Raw genomic sequence first — 18,249 nt, 5'->3', positions numbered from 1 at the left:
CGCCCTGTGTGGACGGCTCTCCTTTGGCAAGGGGTTTCGAACGCTTTTCCAGGTCTGGTCGGTGCGGCCATGTGTTCGACCTGTTGGTGCGGCGCGCATGGCCGCTGGCCATAATGCCTTCCGCGAGGACGGGTCCCGACCAAAAGCACGCGCTTGAAGGCGCTGTGGCGCAAATGGGTTTTCCCGCTCTTCGGTTCGACCGGCTGGCTGCGTTACGTTCGCGTTGCCCTTCCCAAGCTCTTCGGCGTGGCTCGCCTGATTCTAGATCGCCAGCGGGACCGGCTCGCGATAGGCCTCACCGGTGGTCATGATCGCCCAGACCATCCGGGCGGTCTTGTTGGCCAAGGCGACGGTCGCGATCTTCGTCGTTCGCCGCGCCAGCAGTTGCACCAGCCATGGCCGGCGTGTTCCGTTCCGTTGCGCATAGCGCACGACTGCCAGAGCGCCGACGACAAGCAGTTGGCGCAGGTATCGGTCGCCCTGTTTGGTGATGCCGCCGAGGCGCTCCTTCCCGCCGCTGGAGTTCTGCCGCGGCACAAGACCGATCCACGCAGCAAGGTTCCGGCCTGAGCGGAACGCCTTTGGTTCAGGGATGCTGGCCACGAGCGCGCTCGCGAGGAGCGGGCCGACACCCGGTACATCCATCAGCCTGCGCTCGGTCTCGGTCGCGCGGGCATTGGCTCTGATCCGACGATCTGCCTCCAGGATCTGATTGTTAATGAGGGCGAGCTGGGCAACCAACATTCCAAGACATGTCCGCGCCTCGGCCGGAACCTGCTCGTCGCCTTCCGAGATCAGAGTGCCCAGCCCCTGTCTCCCGATCGGCGCTGCCAGCCCGAACTCCGCCATGTGGCCTCGGATCGCGTTCGAGAGCTGGATGCGCTGGCGCATGAGCATCAGCCGGACCNCCCTGTCTCCCGATCGGCGCTGCCAGCCCGAACTCCGCCATGTGGCCTCGGATCGCGTTCGAGAGCTGGATGCGCTGGCGCATGAGCATCAGCCGGACCCGGTGAAGGACCATAACGCTCTGCTGCTCGACGCTCTTCACCTCGACGAACCGCATGGTCGGACGGGTGACAGCTTCACAAATCGCCTCGGCGTCGGCTGCGTCGTTCTTCTGCCGCTTCACATAGGCCTTCACATAGCTCGGCGGCATCAGCCGGACCTGGTGGCCAAGCTTCGTCAACTCGCGGGCCCAGTGATGCGCCGTGGCGCAGGCCTCGATCCCGATCAGCCAGGCTGGCAGCCTCGCGAACAACAGAAGCAGCTGGGCTCGCCGAACCTGCCGACGGAGCACGACTATTCCGCTCTCATCGACACCGTGAACCTGGAACACCGACTTCGCGATATCCAATCCAATCGTGGCTGCCTGGTCCATGATCTCCTCCATTTCTGCGAGAGCCTATGCTCACGCGGGGCTGGAGAGCCGTCCACAGCATCANCGCGATATCCAATCCAATCGTGGCTGCCTGGTCCATGATCTCCTCCATTTCTGCGAGAGCCTATGCTCACGCGGGGCTGGAGAGCCGTCCACAGCATCAAGAGCGGAACTCAGGTGCTTGCCTGATTCCGGACGTTCGACTGCGGCGCTGCTTCGACGTCCGCTTCCGACGCGCCATCTGGACATCACGACGCGATTGGCTCAACGATCGAAGCTGGCCGTTAGCGATCCGGCGGCCTTTAGATGTCTGCCGGAAGCTCGGGGACACACTCACCAGGCACAGCTGTACCAGTTGGCGCAGTGACGCGGAAAGCGGCCGAGCTAACCGGAGCTCGGAACGGCCCCATCGCGGGGGAAGGGTGCATCTCGAAGCACAGCTTGCCGCTAAAGTCGGCGGGATCATCCGTGGCTCGTTGTCGTATCGCTTGGAGCCAAGGCCGGCTGAACCATCCGAAGAATTTCGGGTCTCACAGATCTCCTTGATCCGAAGTGTCAGTTCGGCCTGCGCGCCCCGCTTCGACTTGTAGACGTAAAGCGAGCGATCGATCCGCAGCGCCGAGCAGGCACGCCGCGTCGAGACATTCCACTCACCTCGAAGCTTGTCCACGAGTTTGGCTGCCTTGCATCGGAGGCATCCGTGGTCTGGACAACGGTGGGAAGCCCTAGCGGCAAGCTGAAGATAATGATGCAAGCAGCGATCGATAGAGTTCCTCATATCGATCCGCCATCTGGTCCACCGAAAAGCGCGCAGCGACCGATGCGCGGCAGGCGGCACGATCGATCTGGCCGATGCGCCCAATCGCATCCACGGCCTCGTCGAGATTATCGACCAGAAATCCCGTCACGCCGTGCTCGATCAGTTCGGGCATCGAGCCGCGCCTGGTGGCGATGACCGGTGTTCCGCAGGCGAGAGACTCCACCACCGACAATCCGAACGGCTCGTCGAAATTGACGAGGTGGAGCAGGGCCCGCGCGGAGCCCAGAGCTTTCGTGCGGGCAGCCCCGCCGATCGGGCCAAGATAAGCCACGGAACGATGGTTGATGGCGGGCAGGACATGCTCGCTATGGTAATCCTGGTCCTGCACGATGCCGGCCATCACCAGCCTCCGGCCCGCTCGGCGCGCTGTTGTGATCGCCTCGGCCGCCCCCTTGTCGGGATGGATCCGGCCGAAGAAGAGCAGGTCTTCGCTGCCATCGGGATCGAAGGGAAAATCCTCCAGCCTGATCCCGTGATGGATCGTCGCCGCATAGCGCAAATCCGGGTGTCGATCGGCATCGCTGATCGCGACGTAGTGGACGCGATCCTCATAAGTCTTGAAGGCGGGCAGGATCCGGTCCGACGAGAAGCCATGGATCGTCGTCACCACCGGCGTTTCGACCAGCCGCGAGAAGGCGAGCGGCACGAAATCGGCCTGATTATGGATGAGATCGAACTCGCCTGCCCGCTCGAAGACGTGGGCAACGTGGAGCATCTCCCAGACTTTTGCATCGATCGCGGGGTTTTCGGAATAAGGCGCCGGGCAAACGCCGGCCAACGTGCCCGCCGTCTGGCTGTCCCTGGTGGCAAACAGGGTGACGTCCACGCCACGCGCCACCAGCGCCTCGGTCAGGAGACTGGTCACCAGCTCCCATGGGCCATAATGGCGCGGTGGGGTGCGCCAGGAGATCGGCGCCAACATGGCGATACGCAAACGATCGACCTTTCTTGACTCGCGATCAGGCTGCAAGGACCCCGCCCTCATCCGCCCTCAGCAACAGCATGTTGTTTTCGATCAGCAGTGCCTCGGCGGTCGTCGACAAGAGCAACCGGCAACCGCTCGCCCAATCAGGCAATTCCAGGCGCTGTGCGTCTGTCCCGAGATTAAGCGCCACAATCAGCCGCTGCGTCCCGTGCCGGCGCTCATAGGCAAGTACATCGCCTGCAGAGTCCAGCAGCGCGAAAGCGCCGATCGCCAATGCCGGATGTGCGCGCCTCACAGCCAGCAATCGGCGATAAAGCGCCAGAATCGACGCACGCTCCCCAGTCATCTCCGCAACATTGCGGAGATGACAATCAGCATTCAGCGGCAACCAGGGCGGGGCTGTGCTGAAGCCTGCATTCTCGCTTCCGTCCCACGGCATCGGTGAACGTACGGGATCGCGACCGAGGCCGAGCCCGGGCTCGCGCAATTCGCGGGGGTCCTGAACCTGGGAGGGCGGGATTTTGGCATCGTTCAGCCCGAGTTCGTCGCCGTAATAGAGGGTTGGTGTGCCCCGCAATGTCAGCAGGAGCATTGCAGCGATGCGAGCCTTTGCCTCACCGAGCTTGCGGGCGATGCGCGGCCGGTCATGGTTGCCGAGCACCCAGTTCGGCCAGGCAGCGGGTGGAAGCGCCGCCTCGTAACCGGCGATCAGATCCGCAAGAGCGCCCGCCTGCCAGGGCGCATCGATCAGGAGGAAGTTGAGTGGCAGATGCACACCTGCATGCTCCTGCCCGTAATAGTGCATCAGCGGGTCGATCGGCAGATAGATCTCGCCGAGCAGGACACGCTCGCACAGACCCGCTATTCCGTAACTGTCAGCGATGGCGCGCATCTCGGCGGCGAGCGCATGCACTTCGGGCTGGTCGGTCGAATGAAGCTGGAGCACGCGATGCATCTCGCCCATCGCGGGCCGATAGGCCGGGTTAGGCGGATTGTCGGGAAAATCCGCCGCCTTGATCAGGTGCCAGAGCACGTCGATGCGAAAGCCGTCGACGCCGCGGTCGAACCAGAACCGCATTACCTCGTACATCGCCGCCTGCACAGCGGGATTGCGCCAGTTGAGGTCCGGCTGCTCCTTCAGGAAGGCGTGGTAGTAATATTGGCCGGAGGTTTCGTCCCACGCCCAGGCCGAACCGCCAAAATCGCTGATCCAGTTGTTGGGCGGCCCACCATTGGGGGCGGGATCGCACCAGAGGTACCAGTCCCGTTTCGCGGCGTCGCGCGATGAACGGCTCTCCGCGAACCAGGCATGCCGGTCGGAGGTGTGGTTCGGCACGAAGTCGAGCAGGACCTTGAGCCCGCGCGCATGAGCCTGAGCCAGCAGTTCGTCGAAATCGGCAAGCGTGCCGAAGCGCGGATCGACATCGCAGTGGTCGGCAACGTCATAGCCGAAATCGGCCATGGGCGAAGGATAGATCGGCGAGATCCAGATCGCGTCGATGCCGAGACCGCCCAGATAATCGAGCCGTTGCGTGATCCCCTTGAGATCGCCGATGCCGTCGCCGTTCGCGTCCTGAAACGAGCGTGGGTAGATTTGGTAGATCACGCTCGACTGCCACCATGGAGTGGTCATGCCACCGCTTCCCGCGTGCAGTTTCGTCGGACGCCATCCCGGTCCGTGAGGTTGTCTCGTTGTCAGGTGGGATCGGCCCGTACCGCCCGCCTGCAGGTGGCGCGGGTAGCACGCTCGATTTCGGCCAATGCGTCATCGAGCGTCTTGACGGGGCCGCGTTTCATGGATCCCATCGTCTGCAGCGCTTGGCCCGCAGGTTCGATCCTGAACTCGCCGTCGGCTTCCTCGGCAACACGCCCCATGGCCCGGCCGAGAAGGTCCGTGAGCAGCCAGGCTGCCTCATCCAATTTTGGCGTCACGTCGATGTCCAAGGCTGGCTCCATTGATCGTTGCCGCAAACATGGGCTGACGCATCGGGTTGGGCGCGCCGATCAGCACTCCCGCTACATCTTGAACAACCTTTCCACGATGCCAAACGGTGTTTTCGCAATGCGCGTCCAAGAACGCGACTGCGACCGTCACGCTGATTTCGTGCTCTTACGTGCTTTCGGCTTTGCCGGAACAGTGGCCGCGACGGCGCGATCGAGCGCCTCCTTGCTCAACCGCTGTGCCTTCAGCCTCGCCGTATTGGCATCGCGCGCCTGATTGATCGTATCCGTCTCCGACAGGATTCGATCGTGCGACAGGGACCTGGTCTGCGCCTTGAGGAACGCGGCATCGGCCTGGATGCGGGCTTTCGAGTGTTCTGCCATTTGCTTTCTCCTCACCAGCTGTGGCTATCGAGCGCGGGCAGTACGAAAAAGGCCAGGCGTGAGCCTGGCCTTCCCTTGCTATTCATCCGCATCATCGATGCCAGTACATCCGTGGTCATCGAAGCGGCCGAATAGTGGTTACGCCGCCTGCAGCTGCTCTGCGGCAAGCTTCCCGGACTTGTTGTCCTTGACCATCTCATAATTGAGCTTCTGGCCTTCTGCGAGCTCGCGCATTCCAGCGCGCTCGACGGCGGAGATATGGACGAAGACGTCCTGGCTGCCGTCGTCAGGCTGGATAAATCCGAAGCCCTTGGTGGAATTGAACCATTTTACTGTGCCGGTGTTCATGACGAACCCTCCATTTGGCAATAGTCGTTCACCACCGCGCGAGTGCGCGATGGGGTCACCACGATTTTCGAAGGGGGTTTCGTCTGAGGCGCGCCGAAGCGCGGAAAAACAACAGCCAACCAAACAAATATCGACGCCCTGACAATAGCCGGATACTCGCGAAAGTCAACCATAAGTTTTTTATTATTTTCGATCTCGCGATAAAGTTGTTCTCAGCGGAAATATAGCCCCTTCAGTATTCTGGGGCAGCGCGGATTCGTGGGCGCTAGCGAAGGGCTTGCGCGCCTATCGGCCGAGCTTCAGCGTTCCATGGATTGGATCAGGGCGGAAATCTTGATCGTCGCGAAATTGCAGAACGTGTCGGAGACCGCATAGGGCAAGATGATCAGGTCCTTATGCCGCATCGCGCCACAGGTGTAGACGACGTTGGGAACATAGCCCTCCCGTTCCGAAGGTTCAGGCCGGACAAACGGCTCGCGCGAGCGCGCAAGGACTTTCGACGGGTCGGCCTTGTCGAGAAGAACCGCGCCGATCGAATATTTCCGGACCGGCCCGACGCCATGGGTCAGAAGCAGCCAGCCCTCGTCGAGTTCGATGGGCGAGCCGCAGGTGCCGATCTGAATGAATTCCCAGGGGAATCGAGGCTTCAGGAGCGCGACGCCGCCGTCCCAGGTCAGGAGATCGTCGGAATAGATCAAATAGAGATTTTCACTGTCCTGCCGCGCGATCATGGCGTAGCGGCCATCGATCTTGCGTGGAAACAGTGCCATGCCCTTGTTGACGGCAGCAGAGCCTCGCAGCGGCGACATCCGGAACGACAGGAAGTCGCTGGTCTCGATCAATTCCGAGCGAATGCCCTTGCCATTATAGGCGGTGTAGGTCGCGCGGAACACGGTTCGTCCGCCCTCGTCGAACGCGACGAAGCGCGCATCCTCTATCCCGTTCGACTGAGATGCGGTGACAGGAAAGATCACCCGCTCGGAGATGTCGCCGTCCGGCGAGAAGACGACCTCGACATCGTCGCCATCGAGTCGCGCCATCCGGTTGCGGAAGGTGGCGATCGAGGCAAGGCGCGAGGTCGGATCGATGCTGACGCTGCCATCGGCGGTAATCGTGCCGGAGCGGAACGTCAGGGACGAGACATGGCCCTCCCCAACGGCGCGAACGCTCAGGACGAAGCGACATCCGCCCGCAGGCGCACTGGATTGGTCGGGATGCGGAACGATGCTGGGGTTGAACAGCGCCGCAGCCTCGAACGAGTATTCATGCAGGAAATAGGATCCGACCAGCCGGCGCTGGACCTGCGTGAATGCGCCATGCGTCGCGAAGGCCTCTTCCATCTCGTCGGCGCGGGCCTCGAACCGTTCCAGCAGGTTGCGGTGACGACCCTTGAAATTCTCAAGCACTTCGGCAAGCAGGGTCTCCGCCGTCTCAGGATCGAGCGACAGAACCCGCTCGACGATATGGTTCGCCCGGACCTTGTCGGTGGGGCTGAGATCCCTGGGCTCGGCGGTGGGACCGAAACGACGCACGACGACTCGGGCAGGGTCGGGGCGCAAATACAGCGCCTGCCGGTTCAGGAACGTTCGCTGCGACAAGGCGATCCCAGTCTGCTTGTGCATGTCCGCTGGAGGCTCAAGCATGCAAGGCCCGAAGCGCCGCCAGTTTCGGGCGATCCCCGCTGATGCGGGCCTGCTGGCGAATCTCGGCGAGGCTGAGAAGGTAGGATACCACGGATTCACCGCCGCGATTCTCATTCGGCCGGTCGCGGTGCAGACCGTCGCGGCAGGCGCCGGTGTCCAGATCGACAAGCGCCGATGACAGGTCGTTATGGCCCAGGAACCAGGCGAAGGCGCGCCCGGCCTCGGCCCGCCACCGCGGATCACCGTCGGCGCGCCAGGCGGCGAGGCAGGCGGAAACCGTCGCAGTCGCCTCCAGCGGCTGCTGATCGAAGGCTTTGGGCGCGCAGCGCCTGTCGCCGAAACTGTCCGAGCCGACCGGCCTGAACAAGCCCGCCGGCGTGGTCTGCAGGCCGGTGAGCCAGCGCAGCGACCGCAGGCCAGCGTCGACATAGGCCGGAACCTTCATCGCAACTCCTGTTGCGAGCAGGGCCTGGGGCAGGCGGGCATTGTCATAGGACAGACCGTCCTCGAACCAGACCCAGTCCGGCGTCTCGACAGCCGACATCAGGGCGAGCAACCGGTCTGCCAACAGCGTGCGCAGCCAGATCGCCGTCGGCGGCGCTCCGGCAATCGCGCAGTAGGAGTCGAGGCCGAGCAGGGCGAAGGCCCAGGCACGTGGCGAGGTGAAGTCCTCGACGACGGGCAGGGCTTCCGCGAACAGGGCGGCGGCCCATCGCCGGCGCGAGGGGCTGATATCGCTGCGTGCGCATTCACCGAGTGCCCAGAGCGTGCGCCCGTGACTGTCTTCGGAGCCGGTATCTTCCAGCCAGCGCCGGTCGAAGCTCATGAAATTGCGGAACCGGCGCGTATCGGGATTCCAGGCGTGCTGGACGAAGGAGGCGAAGCGCACCGTCAACGCATCCGCTAGGCGCGGCTCGCCGGCGCCGTTCAGCACGCAGGCAAGGAGCAGAGCTCGGGCATTGTCGTCAACGCAGTAGCCATGCGAACGATCCGGCACCGAATGAACCGCGTGCTGGAACAGTCCAGTATCGTCGCACATGCTCAGGAAATGGCCCGTTTGCATCTCAGGCGGAGCCGACATCTGCGGTAAAGGCTTTGCCGGGGCCGCGCCGGCAACCACGCTCAGCACGCGACCGCGGCGCGCCGTCTCGAAGGCAGCGAGGTATCGCTTGGCGGTTCGCTCCCACGTCATCGATCGGCTGCTCGCATAGGCACGCACTCGCATGGCCTCGCGCCGGCCCTCATCGGTCAGCAAGCCGGCGATCTCATCGCCAATGGCGACGGCGTCGCCGAACGGCACAAGGATGCCGCGCCCGTCGGCGAGCAACTCCTGAGCGTGCCAATAGGGCGTCGAAACCACCGCCTTGCCGAGCCCGAAGCTGTAGGCCAGCGTGCCCGAGGTCATCTGCGCCTCGTTGAGATAGGGCGTGACATAGACGTCGCACATCGAAATGAAGCCCAGCAGCGTCGCCTGGTCGACGAACTGGTCGAGGAAGACCACATGATCTTCGACCCCGAGTTCGCGCACGCGGTTCATCAGGCTTTCGCGATATGCCTCGCCCTGCTCGCGAACCAGATTGGGATGCGTCGCGCCCAGAACCACATAGACTGCGTCGGGGCGGCGCCTCAGTATCGAAGGCATCGCGTCGATCATCACCTCAACGCCCTTGTTGGGTGAGAGCAGGCCGAAGGTCAGGATGACGGAGCGACCGCTGAAACCCAGCCTCGCCTTGGCGTCGTCGGGCTCGACAAAGGCGAAATTGGGAATGCCGTGCGCGATGACCTCGATCTTGTCCGCTGGCAGCCGGTAGACCGTCCGCAGCAGGTCGCGCGCCTTCTCGGCCATGACGACGACGCGCGCTGAGGCATCGACGATCCGCTCCATGACGTTGCGCTGCAGCGGCGTGGGCTCGGCCAGAACGGTATGGAGCGTGGTGACGACCGGCATCGTCAGGCGCGACAACAGCGTCATGACGTGGCCGCCGGCCTCACCGCCGAAAATCCCGAACTCGTGCTGGAGTGAGACGACGGCGAACCGCCCGTCATTCAGGAAGTCGGCGGCTCGCGCATAATCCTCCAGCCGGTCGTCCCGGACCTGGCAATGGACGGAAGGGGGATAGTCATAACCATTGCCATGATCGTTCATGGCGATGATGGAGGTGTCCACATCAGCCCCGGACGAGGCGACGGCCTGCTGCAGGTCGGTGGTGAAGGTCGCGATCCCGCAGCGACGGGGGAGCGAGTTGCCGATGAAAGCGATGCGATGAGGCGGGTTCATGGGCGTGCTTCCTTGAAGGACAGCGGAGAAACCGCCGGTACGGGGAGCGGCGAAAGCGCCGCGGCAACCGCGTCGCAGTCGGCGAGGACCCGTAAGAGATCGTGGCTGGGCGTCGCGGCTGCATAGGCCACCAGGCAGGTCAGGCCATGCTGCCCTGCCTCGATGCGCATGGTCTGAGCCTCGATGAAGCAGCCTTCTCCGATGCCGGCCTGGGACGGCCCGAGCCGGGCGCTGCCGGCGATGACGACCAGCCAGGTCTCTTGCTCGGCATCCAGCTGCCAGACAGACCCCGCGGCCAGGATGAACCGCTCGAGAACGAAATACGGGCTTGAAACCAGTAGCGTTCTGACATCGCTCAGCCGCTGCGGCGGTGCCTGGTCGTCGGCCGGCCCGGCATTGGCCGCCGCGACAGCGTGTTCGACATGGAGCTCGCGATCGCGACCGTGGTCGAACAGCCGGAAGGTCGTGTCGCTGCGCTGCTGAATCTCCGCAAGCACGAGGCCGGGTCCGATCGCGTGGATCATTCCCGCGGGCACGAAGATAACGTCGCCCTCGCTGACCTTGCGCCACTCCACGCATTCGGCGATCGAGCCGTCAGCGATGGCGCTCCGCAACTGCGCAGCGGTGAGCGCCGATTTGAGCCCGACGCCGACAGTGGCCTCAGGCGTCGCGGAGAGCACGTACCAGGCTTCGGTCTTGCCGTGCGGCAGCCCCATAGCTTGCGCCATGGCATTGTCCGGATGCACCTGAATCGACAGCATCTCCTGCGTGAACAGAAGTTTGAGCAGCAAAACAGGCGTGGGCGCCTGGGGATCCCGGCGCTGGAACCAGATTTCACCGATCGGCGTCCCAGTAGGGGCTACCTCGCTCCAGGGCAAAAGATCGGTCGCGCCCCAAGGTTTGGGGACCATCAGCATACGGGCCTGTTCGAGCGCCATATCGGTCTCCTCATGCACACGGCCGACGATCGGCCGACGGATGTCGGGCGAAGCGGCAATGGTCGGCGACGGCTGCAATGGCGCTGGTGTCGAGGGGTGAGGCCCGTCGCGAGCGGCATCATGCGCGGGCTGGCGCGCAATAATCCAACGGGCCACGGCCCGCCCCATCGCTGGAGCGGGCGTCCGGCCCGAATAGGCCGGTGATGGCACGCAACGCGCCATCACCTTCGGGGTAGTCGATCCTGTCTACTGGATGACCTGAACAATCCGGCCCGTCCTGGGATCGACCAGCACGGTGCGGTTGTTGACGACAGTGTAGCGATAGCTCGTCTCGCCATATTCGCGCGGTACGTCGTAATAGACGACGCCCTCGTTCGGCAGCGTGGTGCCCACCGTCACCGGTTCGGCATATGTATAGGACGGACGGCGCTGCTCCACGACATGAGCCTGGAAGCGCGGAGTCTGGTCGCCAATGATCGCGCCGACCACTGCGCCTCCGACACCGCCGACGACGGCACCGATCGGGCCGCCGACGACAGCCCCGCCGACCGCTCCCGTCGCCGCGCCGCCGAGCGCGCCACCCTGCGCAGCCGGGACATTCTGGGAGAACGCCACGCTGGGGATAGCGATGATGGCGGCGACAGCGAAAAATGTCTTCAACATGGAAGTTATCCTTCGCATGGACCAGCCGGAAGGATTATCCCGCAAGTTGGCCATTCATATCTGAAACGCATTTCCAGCAAAAAAGTTCCAACTCATTATTTAAAAATATGATCTAAAACTTAGATGCGTTTGGTGAACTCTCGGGTAATTTCTGTTTGTTGACAACAAAATCGGGCAATTTTGATGAATTCTGAGTAATTCCTCGATTTGGGCAGGCGAGTTTCATCGCCAGCGCCTCGGTCATTTCGGGCGCAGGAACCATCGAGAGCGGTCGTGGTTGCCGCCCCACTCGGATGATTGCAGCGGCCCGACGTCGCCTTGCGGTTCCGATCTAGGCCAACCGTCTTGATCGTGGGCGAGCGGCTGCGTCGTTCCCGCCACGACAAGCTTCCGGCCGAAATGCTCTACATCAAGAAGTCTTATCGACCCGCCGAGGTGATTGCCGCCTTGAGAAAGGCTGCCTGATCAGTCTGCGGTGAGCGCCTCGATGGGGCCGCGGAGCGAAAAGACGACCCCGCTCGGCTCGTAGTTCATCCCAGCCGTACCGCTGAAATATCCCGCCAAGGCGCGCTCGATCATGCGCGATCCAAAACCACGCCGGGTGGGAGGCTCGACGCGCGGGCCGCCGCTCTCCCGCCACTCGAAACTGAACTCGCCGCCTGTGATCGACCAGTTCACGTCGATGCGGCCGCTGTCCTTCCTGAGGGCGCCATACTTCGTGGCGTTGGTTGCCAGCTCATGCAGCGCGAGGGCCATCGCCAGACCCGTCTTCGACGAGAGCTCGACCGCGGGCCCTTCGATGCGGAAGCGCGACAGGTCGCTGTGCCCTTTCAACGACTCTTCGACGAGGTAGCCCAGGCTCGCCCTGGCCCAGACGGTTTGCGTCAGGATGTCCTGCGCGGAGGCCATCGTGTTGAGCCGTGCGGTGAAGGCCTCCTTGATGGCGTCCACTTCGGGGCCGCCACGGATTGTCTGATTGGCGATCGCCTGGATCATAGCGACCGTGTTCTTCATCCGGTGCTTCAGCTCCAGGGAAAGCAGGCGTTGCCGCTGCTCGGCTTCCTTGATCATCGTGATATCCCGAGAAACCGACAGGATCGCTTCGGGCTGGCCATCCGGGCCGATGATGGGGCCGACCTGGACGTCCCAGTAGCGTGGGTTGCCGGCAGCCGTGTCGGCGGCCCCTTGGAAACGATAGCTGCGGCCGGCGCGCGCTTCCTCGATCGCGAACCTGGCATCGGCATTGCCCTGGTTGGCCCAGAAGTCCGGCCACGGACAGCCCTTGATGGCGTTGAAGTCGCTGACTTCCATGACGCGCTGGCCGCCCTCGCTCATGAAGGACAGCTTGCCATCGAGGTCGATGACCTTGATGCAGTCGTCTGACGCCGCCAACAGGCTGCGCATGAAGCGGGCGTCTCGAAGTTCAGGCGTCGTCAAAATGTCTCCGATCCCGCCCCATTCGGACGTAGCGTGCCCGTTTATGCCATGTGCGTGGCACAGGGCCAAATTGCTGTCCCTGTCATTTGACGCCTAGATTTCTCCGAGAGGAGGCGACATGCGCGAGGCGCCCGGTTTCGACGTGGAACGCATGGTGTAGTCGAACATTGGCCATGTCGGCCTGACTTAACGTTAGAGCCTCCTGGGTAGCCGGTCTGGTTTTCATTGCGCCCCGGCATGGATCTGCTTCCAGAAGGTGTTCGCAAGCCGCATACGTCGCCACGCTGCTCGAAACCGGACATCGTCAGAGTCCGGAAAGGGCCACAAAACGTCCATGGCTTGTCCGGGCGAGATGCGCAAGCAGACAGTATCTGAGCGAGGCATTGCTCTGCGGAAGGGGAGCGGCAACTCCCGCTCCGATCCGTCTAGTGATGCGCAAAACAGCCTCTGTTTGGTCACGACGAGCTGCTTGGCGGCTGGCGGCTGCTTCGTAATGCCGAACGGTTCCTTGACCAATCAATCTGCACGGCCCCGCCCCTCAACAGACCATAGCGCGACCAGCCTGTCCTCAGCCACAACATGCAGGAAGTCATGGAGGTTGATTGTCGGATCGCAATGCGGAACGGTGCATTCGACCACCGTTCCGATCGGCATCGTGCCATGGCAAGACTCTGGCAGGATGCGCCCGAACTCGTCGCCGCACCATTCGATCCGCCCGACCAGATCGCCACCCCTGAAGACGCGCGGCGGAGGGCCATCCAGCGCGAAGCTCTTGCTTCCGCCATCCGTTATCGCAAAGCCGGCGGAGCTGTGGCCGACCACCGTCACTGCGACGCGCAGCGCCGGCCCGAATTCGGGGCTGCCGGCCCCGTAGATGTCGACCGGATTGTAGGCCTCGTCCATGAAGACATAGGATCCAGGCTGTACCTCGGTCAGCACTTGCGCCTGTCCGTCGAGCAAATGGCTGCCGGTCCCCCCGCCGGAGACGATGCCGGGTGCGAGATCGGCCTGTTCCAGCACCTCCAGCATCGCGGCCAAGGTCCGGTTCGCCTCGTCATTGGCAGACCGGCGCGCGGCGAAATCGCCGATATGCTGGACTTTGCCCTGATAGGCCTGCACGCCGACATAGAGCAGGCTCGGTTGATCCGCGACGGCGCGCGCGAGCGCGACCGCCTCCTGAGCCTTGGCGACGCCGCTGCGCTTCAAACCGGTGTCGAGATCGACGAAGACGTTGAAGCGCGTACCATACCGCGAGGCTGCTTCGGCGTAAGCCGCCACTAGATCGAGCCGGTCGACCACGACGCCGATGCGCGCGCCTCGCGCCGCCGCACGCGCTAGTGCATCGATCTTGGCCGGGCTCGCGATCGGCGCGCTCAGCATCAGATCATTGGCCCCGCCCTCGAACAGCGCCAGCAACTCGCCCGGCTTGGCGCAGCAGATGCCCGAGGCGCCCGCCGCCATCTGGCGCCGCGCGATCTCGGCGCATTTGTGCGATTTCGCATGCGGCCGGAAGGCGATGCCGGCGCGCCTGCAGGTGTCCGCGAGCGTGGTGATGTTGCGCTCGAAAATGTCGAGATCGAGCACCGCAGCTGGCGTCTCCAGCCGCGAACGACTGCCGGGCTCGCCAATGAGTGGATTGTTGAGCGCTGCCGCTCCGAAGGGTTCGAGGCTCATCAGCGCTGTTCCATCAGCTCGGCGCGTGTCTGCAGGGTGGCCGTCTTGTCTACGCTCGTGCCATCGGCGGCGAAGACCACGCCGTAGTCGCGCCTGGCGCCCGCGATCGTGACCTTGCCCTCCCGTAGATCGTCGGCAACGCGCCAGGGCTCGCGTCGAAGCGCATCGCCATAGCCGCCGCCGCCGGCTCCCGTCAGGCGGAAGATGTCGCCGCGTTTGGCGTTGAAGCTCTCCATCGGCATTGTCGGCAGGTGCTGCTGCGTGCCATCCGTCCGGATGAACAGATGCGCCGAAGGTGCGCCGGTGCCGCCGCCCTCAATGCCGAAGGGCGGGTGGTCGCGCCGGTCGCCGCGCAAGGTGAAGCGCGCATCGGCCAGGAAGCGGAACTCGCGCACGAACGCGAGCCCGCCGCGGAATTCGCCGGCACCACCCGAATCCGCCACTAGACCGTAGCGCAGCACCTCGACCGGCATGTCGGTCTCGACCATCTCGATAGGCTGATTGGAGAGATTGGCGGCCGGGTTGGAGATGCCCTCGATGCCGTCCTTGCCGGCGCGCGCGCCCCAGGTGCCAACCACCATCTCGTTCAAGACGAAGGGCTTGCCCTCATGCATGCCGCCGCCGGCCAGCAGATAGGGCCCTCCCTCCGAGCCGCCGATCGCCCGTTCGGGGACGATCTGCGCCAGCGCTTGCATGATCGCGTCGAAGACCCGGTAGCCGACGACGCCGCGCGCGCCGCAGGCCGCCGGATAGCGCGGATTGACCAGGCAGCCCTCCGGCGCGCGCACGGTGATCGGACGTAAGTAGCCCTCGCAATTGGGGATGTCCTGCTGCGACAGGCAGCGGATCGCGCAGAAGGCCGCCGATTCCGGCAGCGAGATCGGGCAATTGATCGAGGCCGCGACCTGATCAGCCGTGCCGGTGAAGTCGATGTCGATGCTGTCGTCCGCGACCGTGACCGTCGCGACGATGGCAAGCGGCACCGGATGCTCGCCGACGCCATCGATGTAGTCGGTCGCCTTGTAGAGGCCGTTGGGCAAGGCTCGGATCACGTCGCGCATCATCGCCTCGGCATGGTCGTGCAGCGCATCGATATAGCGGTCGAGCAGAGCGGCGCCGTAGCGGGCGATCAGCGAGCGCAGCCCCTCCTCGGCGACATTGCAGGCGGCGATCTGGGCGCGGATATCGCCCAAAACTTCGACCGGCGCGCGCGTATTGGCCTCGATGATGCGGAAGACGGCATCGACCGGCTCGCCCGCCTCGTAGAGCTTGAGCAGCGGCAGGCGCAGCCCCTCCTGCTGGATCTCGGTGGCGTAGATCGCGACGCTGCCCGGCACGATGCCGCCGATATCGGTGTGGTGGGCGACGGTCGCGGCAAACCCGGACAGGCGCCCGTCCACGAAGATTGGCTTAAGAATGTAGATATCGGGCAGGTGCTGGCCACCGGAACCGTAGGGATCGTTGGCGATCAGGACGTCGCCCTTTTTCAGCGTCGCGCCATAACGTTCCTGCACGAAGCGCAGCACGCGCGGAAAGGAGCAGAGCTGGATCGGCAGCGTCAGCCCCTGCGCGATCACGCGGCCCTGCGCATCGCAGAGTGCCGTCGAGTAATCCATGATGTCACGCACGACCGGCGAATATGCTGATCGCATCACGATCAGCGCCATCTCGTCGGCGGTCGAGGCGAGCGCGTTTCGGATCACCTCTAGCGTGATCGGATCGATGGTGTTGGTCGTCATGCGGCCTCCAGCGCGATGTCGATGTTGCCGGCATCGTCGAGGCGAGCGGTCTGGCCCGGCCCGACGACGCAGGTGCAGTCGTATTCTTCGATGACGAAGGGGCCGCGCCGGGGAAAGGCATCGAGATCGGCGCGCCCGATGACCGCGACCGTGGCGGTGCCGGTCTCATCGAAGGACACCGGCCGGTCGGTCCGGCGCTGCGGCGGTGCAGCACCAAACCGCTGCGTCGGCGCGACCAGGGGCAGCCTGGCCGTCAGCCGGGCATTGACGAGATGGACCTGGTCCTTCTGGGAACGGTGGCCATAGGTTCGCTCATGCTCGAGATGGAACAGCTCTGCGAGCTCGTTGAATACCAGCCGCCGCGCCGGCACGGTTAGCTCATAGGCTTGCCCGACATAGCGCAGGTCGGCGGCATAGTGGAATTCGGCGCGCGACAGATCGTAGCCTTCCAACGCCAGAACCCGGCGGCCATCCTCGGTCAACTCGGCATAGAGCTCGGCCAAGCCGGCATCGTCGAGCTCGCCCGCTCTGCGGCGAGAGGGCCGCACGAACTCCTGCTCGACATCCGAGCGCAGCAGGCCGAGCGCGCTGAAGACGCCGGCAGCGCGCGGGATCACGACGCGCCGGATGCCCAGCGCCTTGGCGACCTCCGCCGCTACGACCGGCCCGTTACCGCCGAAGGCGACCAGGGTTGAATACCGGGGATCGCGGCCGCGATAAGTCGAGACTGCTTTCACGGCTCGCGTCATCGTTGTGACGGCAAGTGTTAGCACGCCGCGCGCGGTCTTGGTCAGGTCGAGGCCGAGCGGGCGTGCGACCTGGTCGTTCAGCGCCGCGCGCCCGGCATCGGCCTGGAGCGGAAAGGTGCCGCCGGCCAGCGCGACGTCGTTGATGTAGCCCAGCGTCAGAAAGGCGTCGGTCAGCGTTGCCTGCGTGCCGCCGAGCCCGTAGCAGACTGGGCCGGGATAGGCGCCGGCACTTTGCGGGCCGACCGAGACCTGGTTCATCCTGTCGATCGCGACAATGCTGCCGCCGCCGGCGCCGATCTCGGAAACGTCGATAAAGGGCATCTTGATTGGATAGCCGCCGCCCTTGACCAGCTTGCTGGAAAGATTGATGCCAGCCCCGACCTCGTATTCGGTGGTGCGCGCCGGCTCGCCATCCTCGATCAGCGCAGCCTTGGCGGTTGTGCCGCCCATGTCGAAGGAAATGATGCTCGGCTCATTGCCGCCTGAGACCAGCCGCGCGCAGGCGATGACGCCGGCCGCCGGCCCCGATTCGACCAGCGAGGCCGCCCGCTTCACCGCCGAGTCCAGCCGCATGATTCCGCCGCCGGAATGCATCATCTCGACCGGGCAGGTGACGCCGATCGAGGCGAGCCTTGTCGTCAGCGCGGCAGCGTAGTTGCGCACCACCGGCCCGATATAGGCGTTCACCACGACGGTCGAGGTGCGCTCATATTCGCGGATCTCGGGCAGGATCTCCGATCCCCGGCAGATATAGACGTCCTCGCCGAGTTCGGCGCGCAATATCGCCTCGGCCGCGATCTCGTGGTCAGGATTGGCATAGGCGTGCAGGAAGCTGATCGCGACAGCCTCGACCTTCTGCTGGCGGAACTGCGCGGCCGCCTCCCGGACATCCTCCTCGTTCAGCGGCATCCGAACCGTGCCGTCCGGTCCGAGCCGCTCGCGGACCTCGAGCCGCAGATGCCGCGCCGCCAGGGGCTTGGGCTTGTCGTATTGCAGATCGTAGAGCACCGGGATGCGCAGGCGGCGCATTTCGAGCACGTCGCGAAAGCCCTCGGTGGTCAGAAGGCCGGTGCAGGCGCCCTTGTATTCGAGGATGGCATTGGTCGCGACCGTCGTGGCATGGACGATGCCGTTGATGCGATCGGGCGTCGACCCGTGATCCGCGACGAGCCGGCCCAGCGCCTCGGCGATGCCGCGGCTGTAGTCGTCGGGCGTCGAGGGCACCTTGCGGGTCTCGATCAGTCCGTCGTCGCGGGCGATGACGATATCGGTGAAGGTCCCGCCGATATCAATGCCAATCCTGTAGCTGTGCTGCGCCATGGCTTTGGTCTC

The 18,249-nt window shown here is 64.2% G+C and carries 14 protein-coding genes and 2 pseudogenes; all 16 read right to left on the bottom strand.

Annotated elements, in window-relative coordinates; translation table 11 throughout:
- Nucleotides 1-261 precede the first annotated feature (261 nt).
- Nucleotides 262-907, bottom strand: a pseudogene (locus ASE63_RS28385) (IS110 family transposase); the annotation flags it as partial.
- 1 nt (nucleotide 908) lies between these two features.
- Nucleotides 909-1,378: IS110 family transposase (locus ASE63_RS28380; RefSeq protein ID WP_244491394.1), on the bottom strand; the 470-nt coding region annotated here is incomplete at its 3' end.
- A 523-nt stretch (nucleotides 1,379-1,901) separates the two neighbouring features.
- Nucleotides 1,902-2,054: pseudogene (locus tag ASE63_RS28375) on the bottom strand (IS3 family transposase); the annotation flags it as partial.
- Nucleotides 2,055-2,103: 49 nt separating this feature from the next.
- Complete coding sequence (locus ASE63_RS13410) at nucleotides 2,104-3,063, bottom strand: glycosyltransferase family 4 protein (protein ID WP_200962560.1); 960 nt, start codon at nucleotides 3,061-3,063, stop codon at nucleotides 2,104-2,106.
- Nucleotides 3,064-3,157: 94 nt separating this feature from the next.
- Entirely contained in the window at nucleotides 3,158-4,756 is a 1,599-nt protein-coding gene (locus tag ASE63_RS13405; protein WP_056801700.1) for an alpha-amylase family glycosyl hydrolase, read from the bottom strand.
- A gap of 62 nt (nucleotides 4,757-4,818) precedes the next feature.
- Nucleotides 4,819-5,067, bottom strand: a complete 249-nt coding sequence (locus tag ASE63_RS13400) for a hypothetical protein (protein ID WP_156410330.1) — start codon at nucleotides 5,065-5,067, stop codon at nucleotides 4,819-4,821.
- 147 nt (nucleotides 5,068-5,214) lie between these two features.
- Complete coding sequence (locus ASE63_RS13395; protein ID WP_056801696.1) at nucleotides 5,215-5,448, bottom strand: hypothetical protein; 234 nt, start codon at nucleotides 5,446-5,448, stop codon at nucleotides 5,215-5,217.
- A 138-nt stretch (nucleotides 5,449-5,586) separates the two neighbouring features.
- Nucleotides 5,587-5,796 (bottom strand): cold-shock protein, encoded by a 210-nt coding sequence (locus ASE63_RS13390; RefSeq protein ID WP_056801694.1) that lies wholly within the window; start codon nucleotides 5,794-5,796, stop codon nucleotides 5,587-5,589.
- Nucleotides 5,797-6,095: 299 nt separating this feature from the next.
- A complete protein-coding gene (locus ASE63_RS13385; protein ID WP_244491393.1) occupies nucleotides 6,096-7,418 on the bottom strand; it encodes a glycoside hydrolase family 130 protein in 1,323 nt (440 codons plus the stop codon).
- A 13-nt stretch (nucleotides 7,419-7,431) separates the two neighbouring features.
- Nucleotides 7,432-9,717 (bottom strand): glycosyltransferase family 4 protein, encoded by a 2,286-nt coding sequence (locus ASE63_RS13380; RefSeq protein WP_056801692.1) that lies wholly within the window; start codon nucleotides 9,715-9,717, stop codon nucleotides 7,432-7,434.
- Nucleotides 9,714-10,655, bottom strand: a complete 942-nt coding sequence (locus tag ASE63_RS13375) for a class I mannose-6-phosphate isomerase (protein WP_056801808.1) — start codon at nucleotides 10,653-10,655, stop codon at nucleotides 9,714-9,716. The genes ASE63_RS13380 and ASE63_RS13375 overlap by 4 nt, the downstream gene beginning before the upstream one ends.
- A gap of 246 nt (nucleotides 10,656-10,901) precedes the next feature.
- Nucleotides 10,902-11,318, bottom strand: a complete 417-nt coding sequence (locus ASE63_RS13370) for a DUF1236 domain-containing protein (RefSeq protein ID WP_056801690.1) — start codon at nucleotides 11,316-11,318, stop codon at nucleotides 10,902-10,904.
- A 465-nt stretch (nucleotides 11,319-11,783) separates the two neighbouring features.
- Nucleotides 11,784-12,755 carry an HWE histidine kinase domain-containing protein gene (locus tag ASE63_RS13365; RefSeq protein ID WP_210169316.1) on the bottom strand — a complete coding sequence of 324 codons (972 nt, stop codon included), beginning with the start codon at nucleotides 12,753-12,755 and terminating at the stop codon, nucleotides 11,784-11,786.
- A gap of 516 nt (nucleotides 12,756-13,271) precedes the next feature.
- Nucleotides 13,272-14,429 (bottom strand): DSD1 family PLP-dependent enzyme, encoded by a 1,158-nt coding sequence (locus tag ASE63_RS13360; RefSeq protein WP_056801686.1) that lies wholly within the window; start codon nucleotides 14,427-14,429, stop codon nucleotides 13,272-13,274.
- Entirely contained in the window at nucleotides 14,429-16,168 is a 1,740-nt protein-coding gene (locus tag ASE63_RS13355; protein ID WP_082609902.1) for a hydantoinase B/oxoprolinase family protein, read from the bottom strand. Before ASE63_RS13355 ends, ASE63_RS13360 begins: the two co-directional genes overlap by 1 nt.
- Nucleotides 16,165-18,237 carry a hydantoinase/oxoprolinase family protein gene (locus ASE63_RS13350; RefSeq protein WP_056801684.1) on the bottom strand — a complete coding sequence of 691 codons (2,073 nt, stop codon included), beginning with the start codon at nucleotides 18,235-18,237 and terminating at the stop codon, nucleotides 16,165-16,167. The genes ASE63_RS13355 and ASE63_RS13350 overlap by 4 nt, the downstream gene beginning before the upstream one ends.
- Nucleotides 18,238-18,249: the final 12 nt, after the last annotated feature.

The organism is Allobosea sp. Root381 (assembly GCF_001429395.1).
GTDB lineage: Bacteria > Pseudomonadota > Alphaproteobacteria > Rhizobiales > Beijerinckiaceae > Allobosea.
Note: the sequence above shows the minus strand (reverse complement) of the source record. Positions and strands in the feature narration are given on the sequence as shown.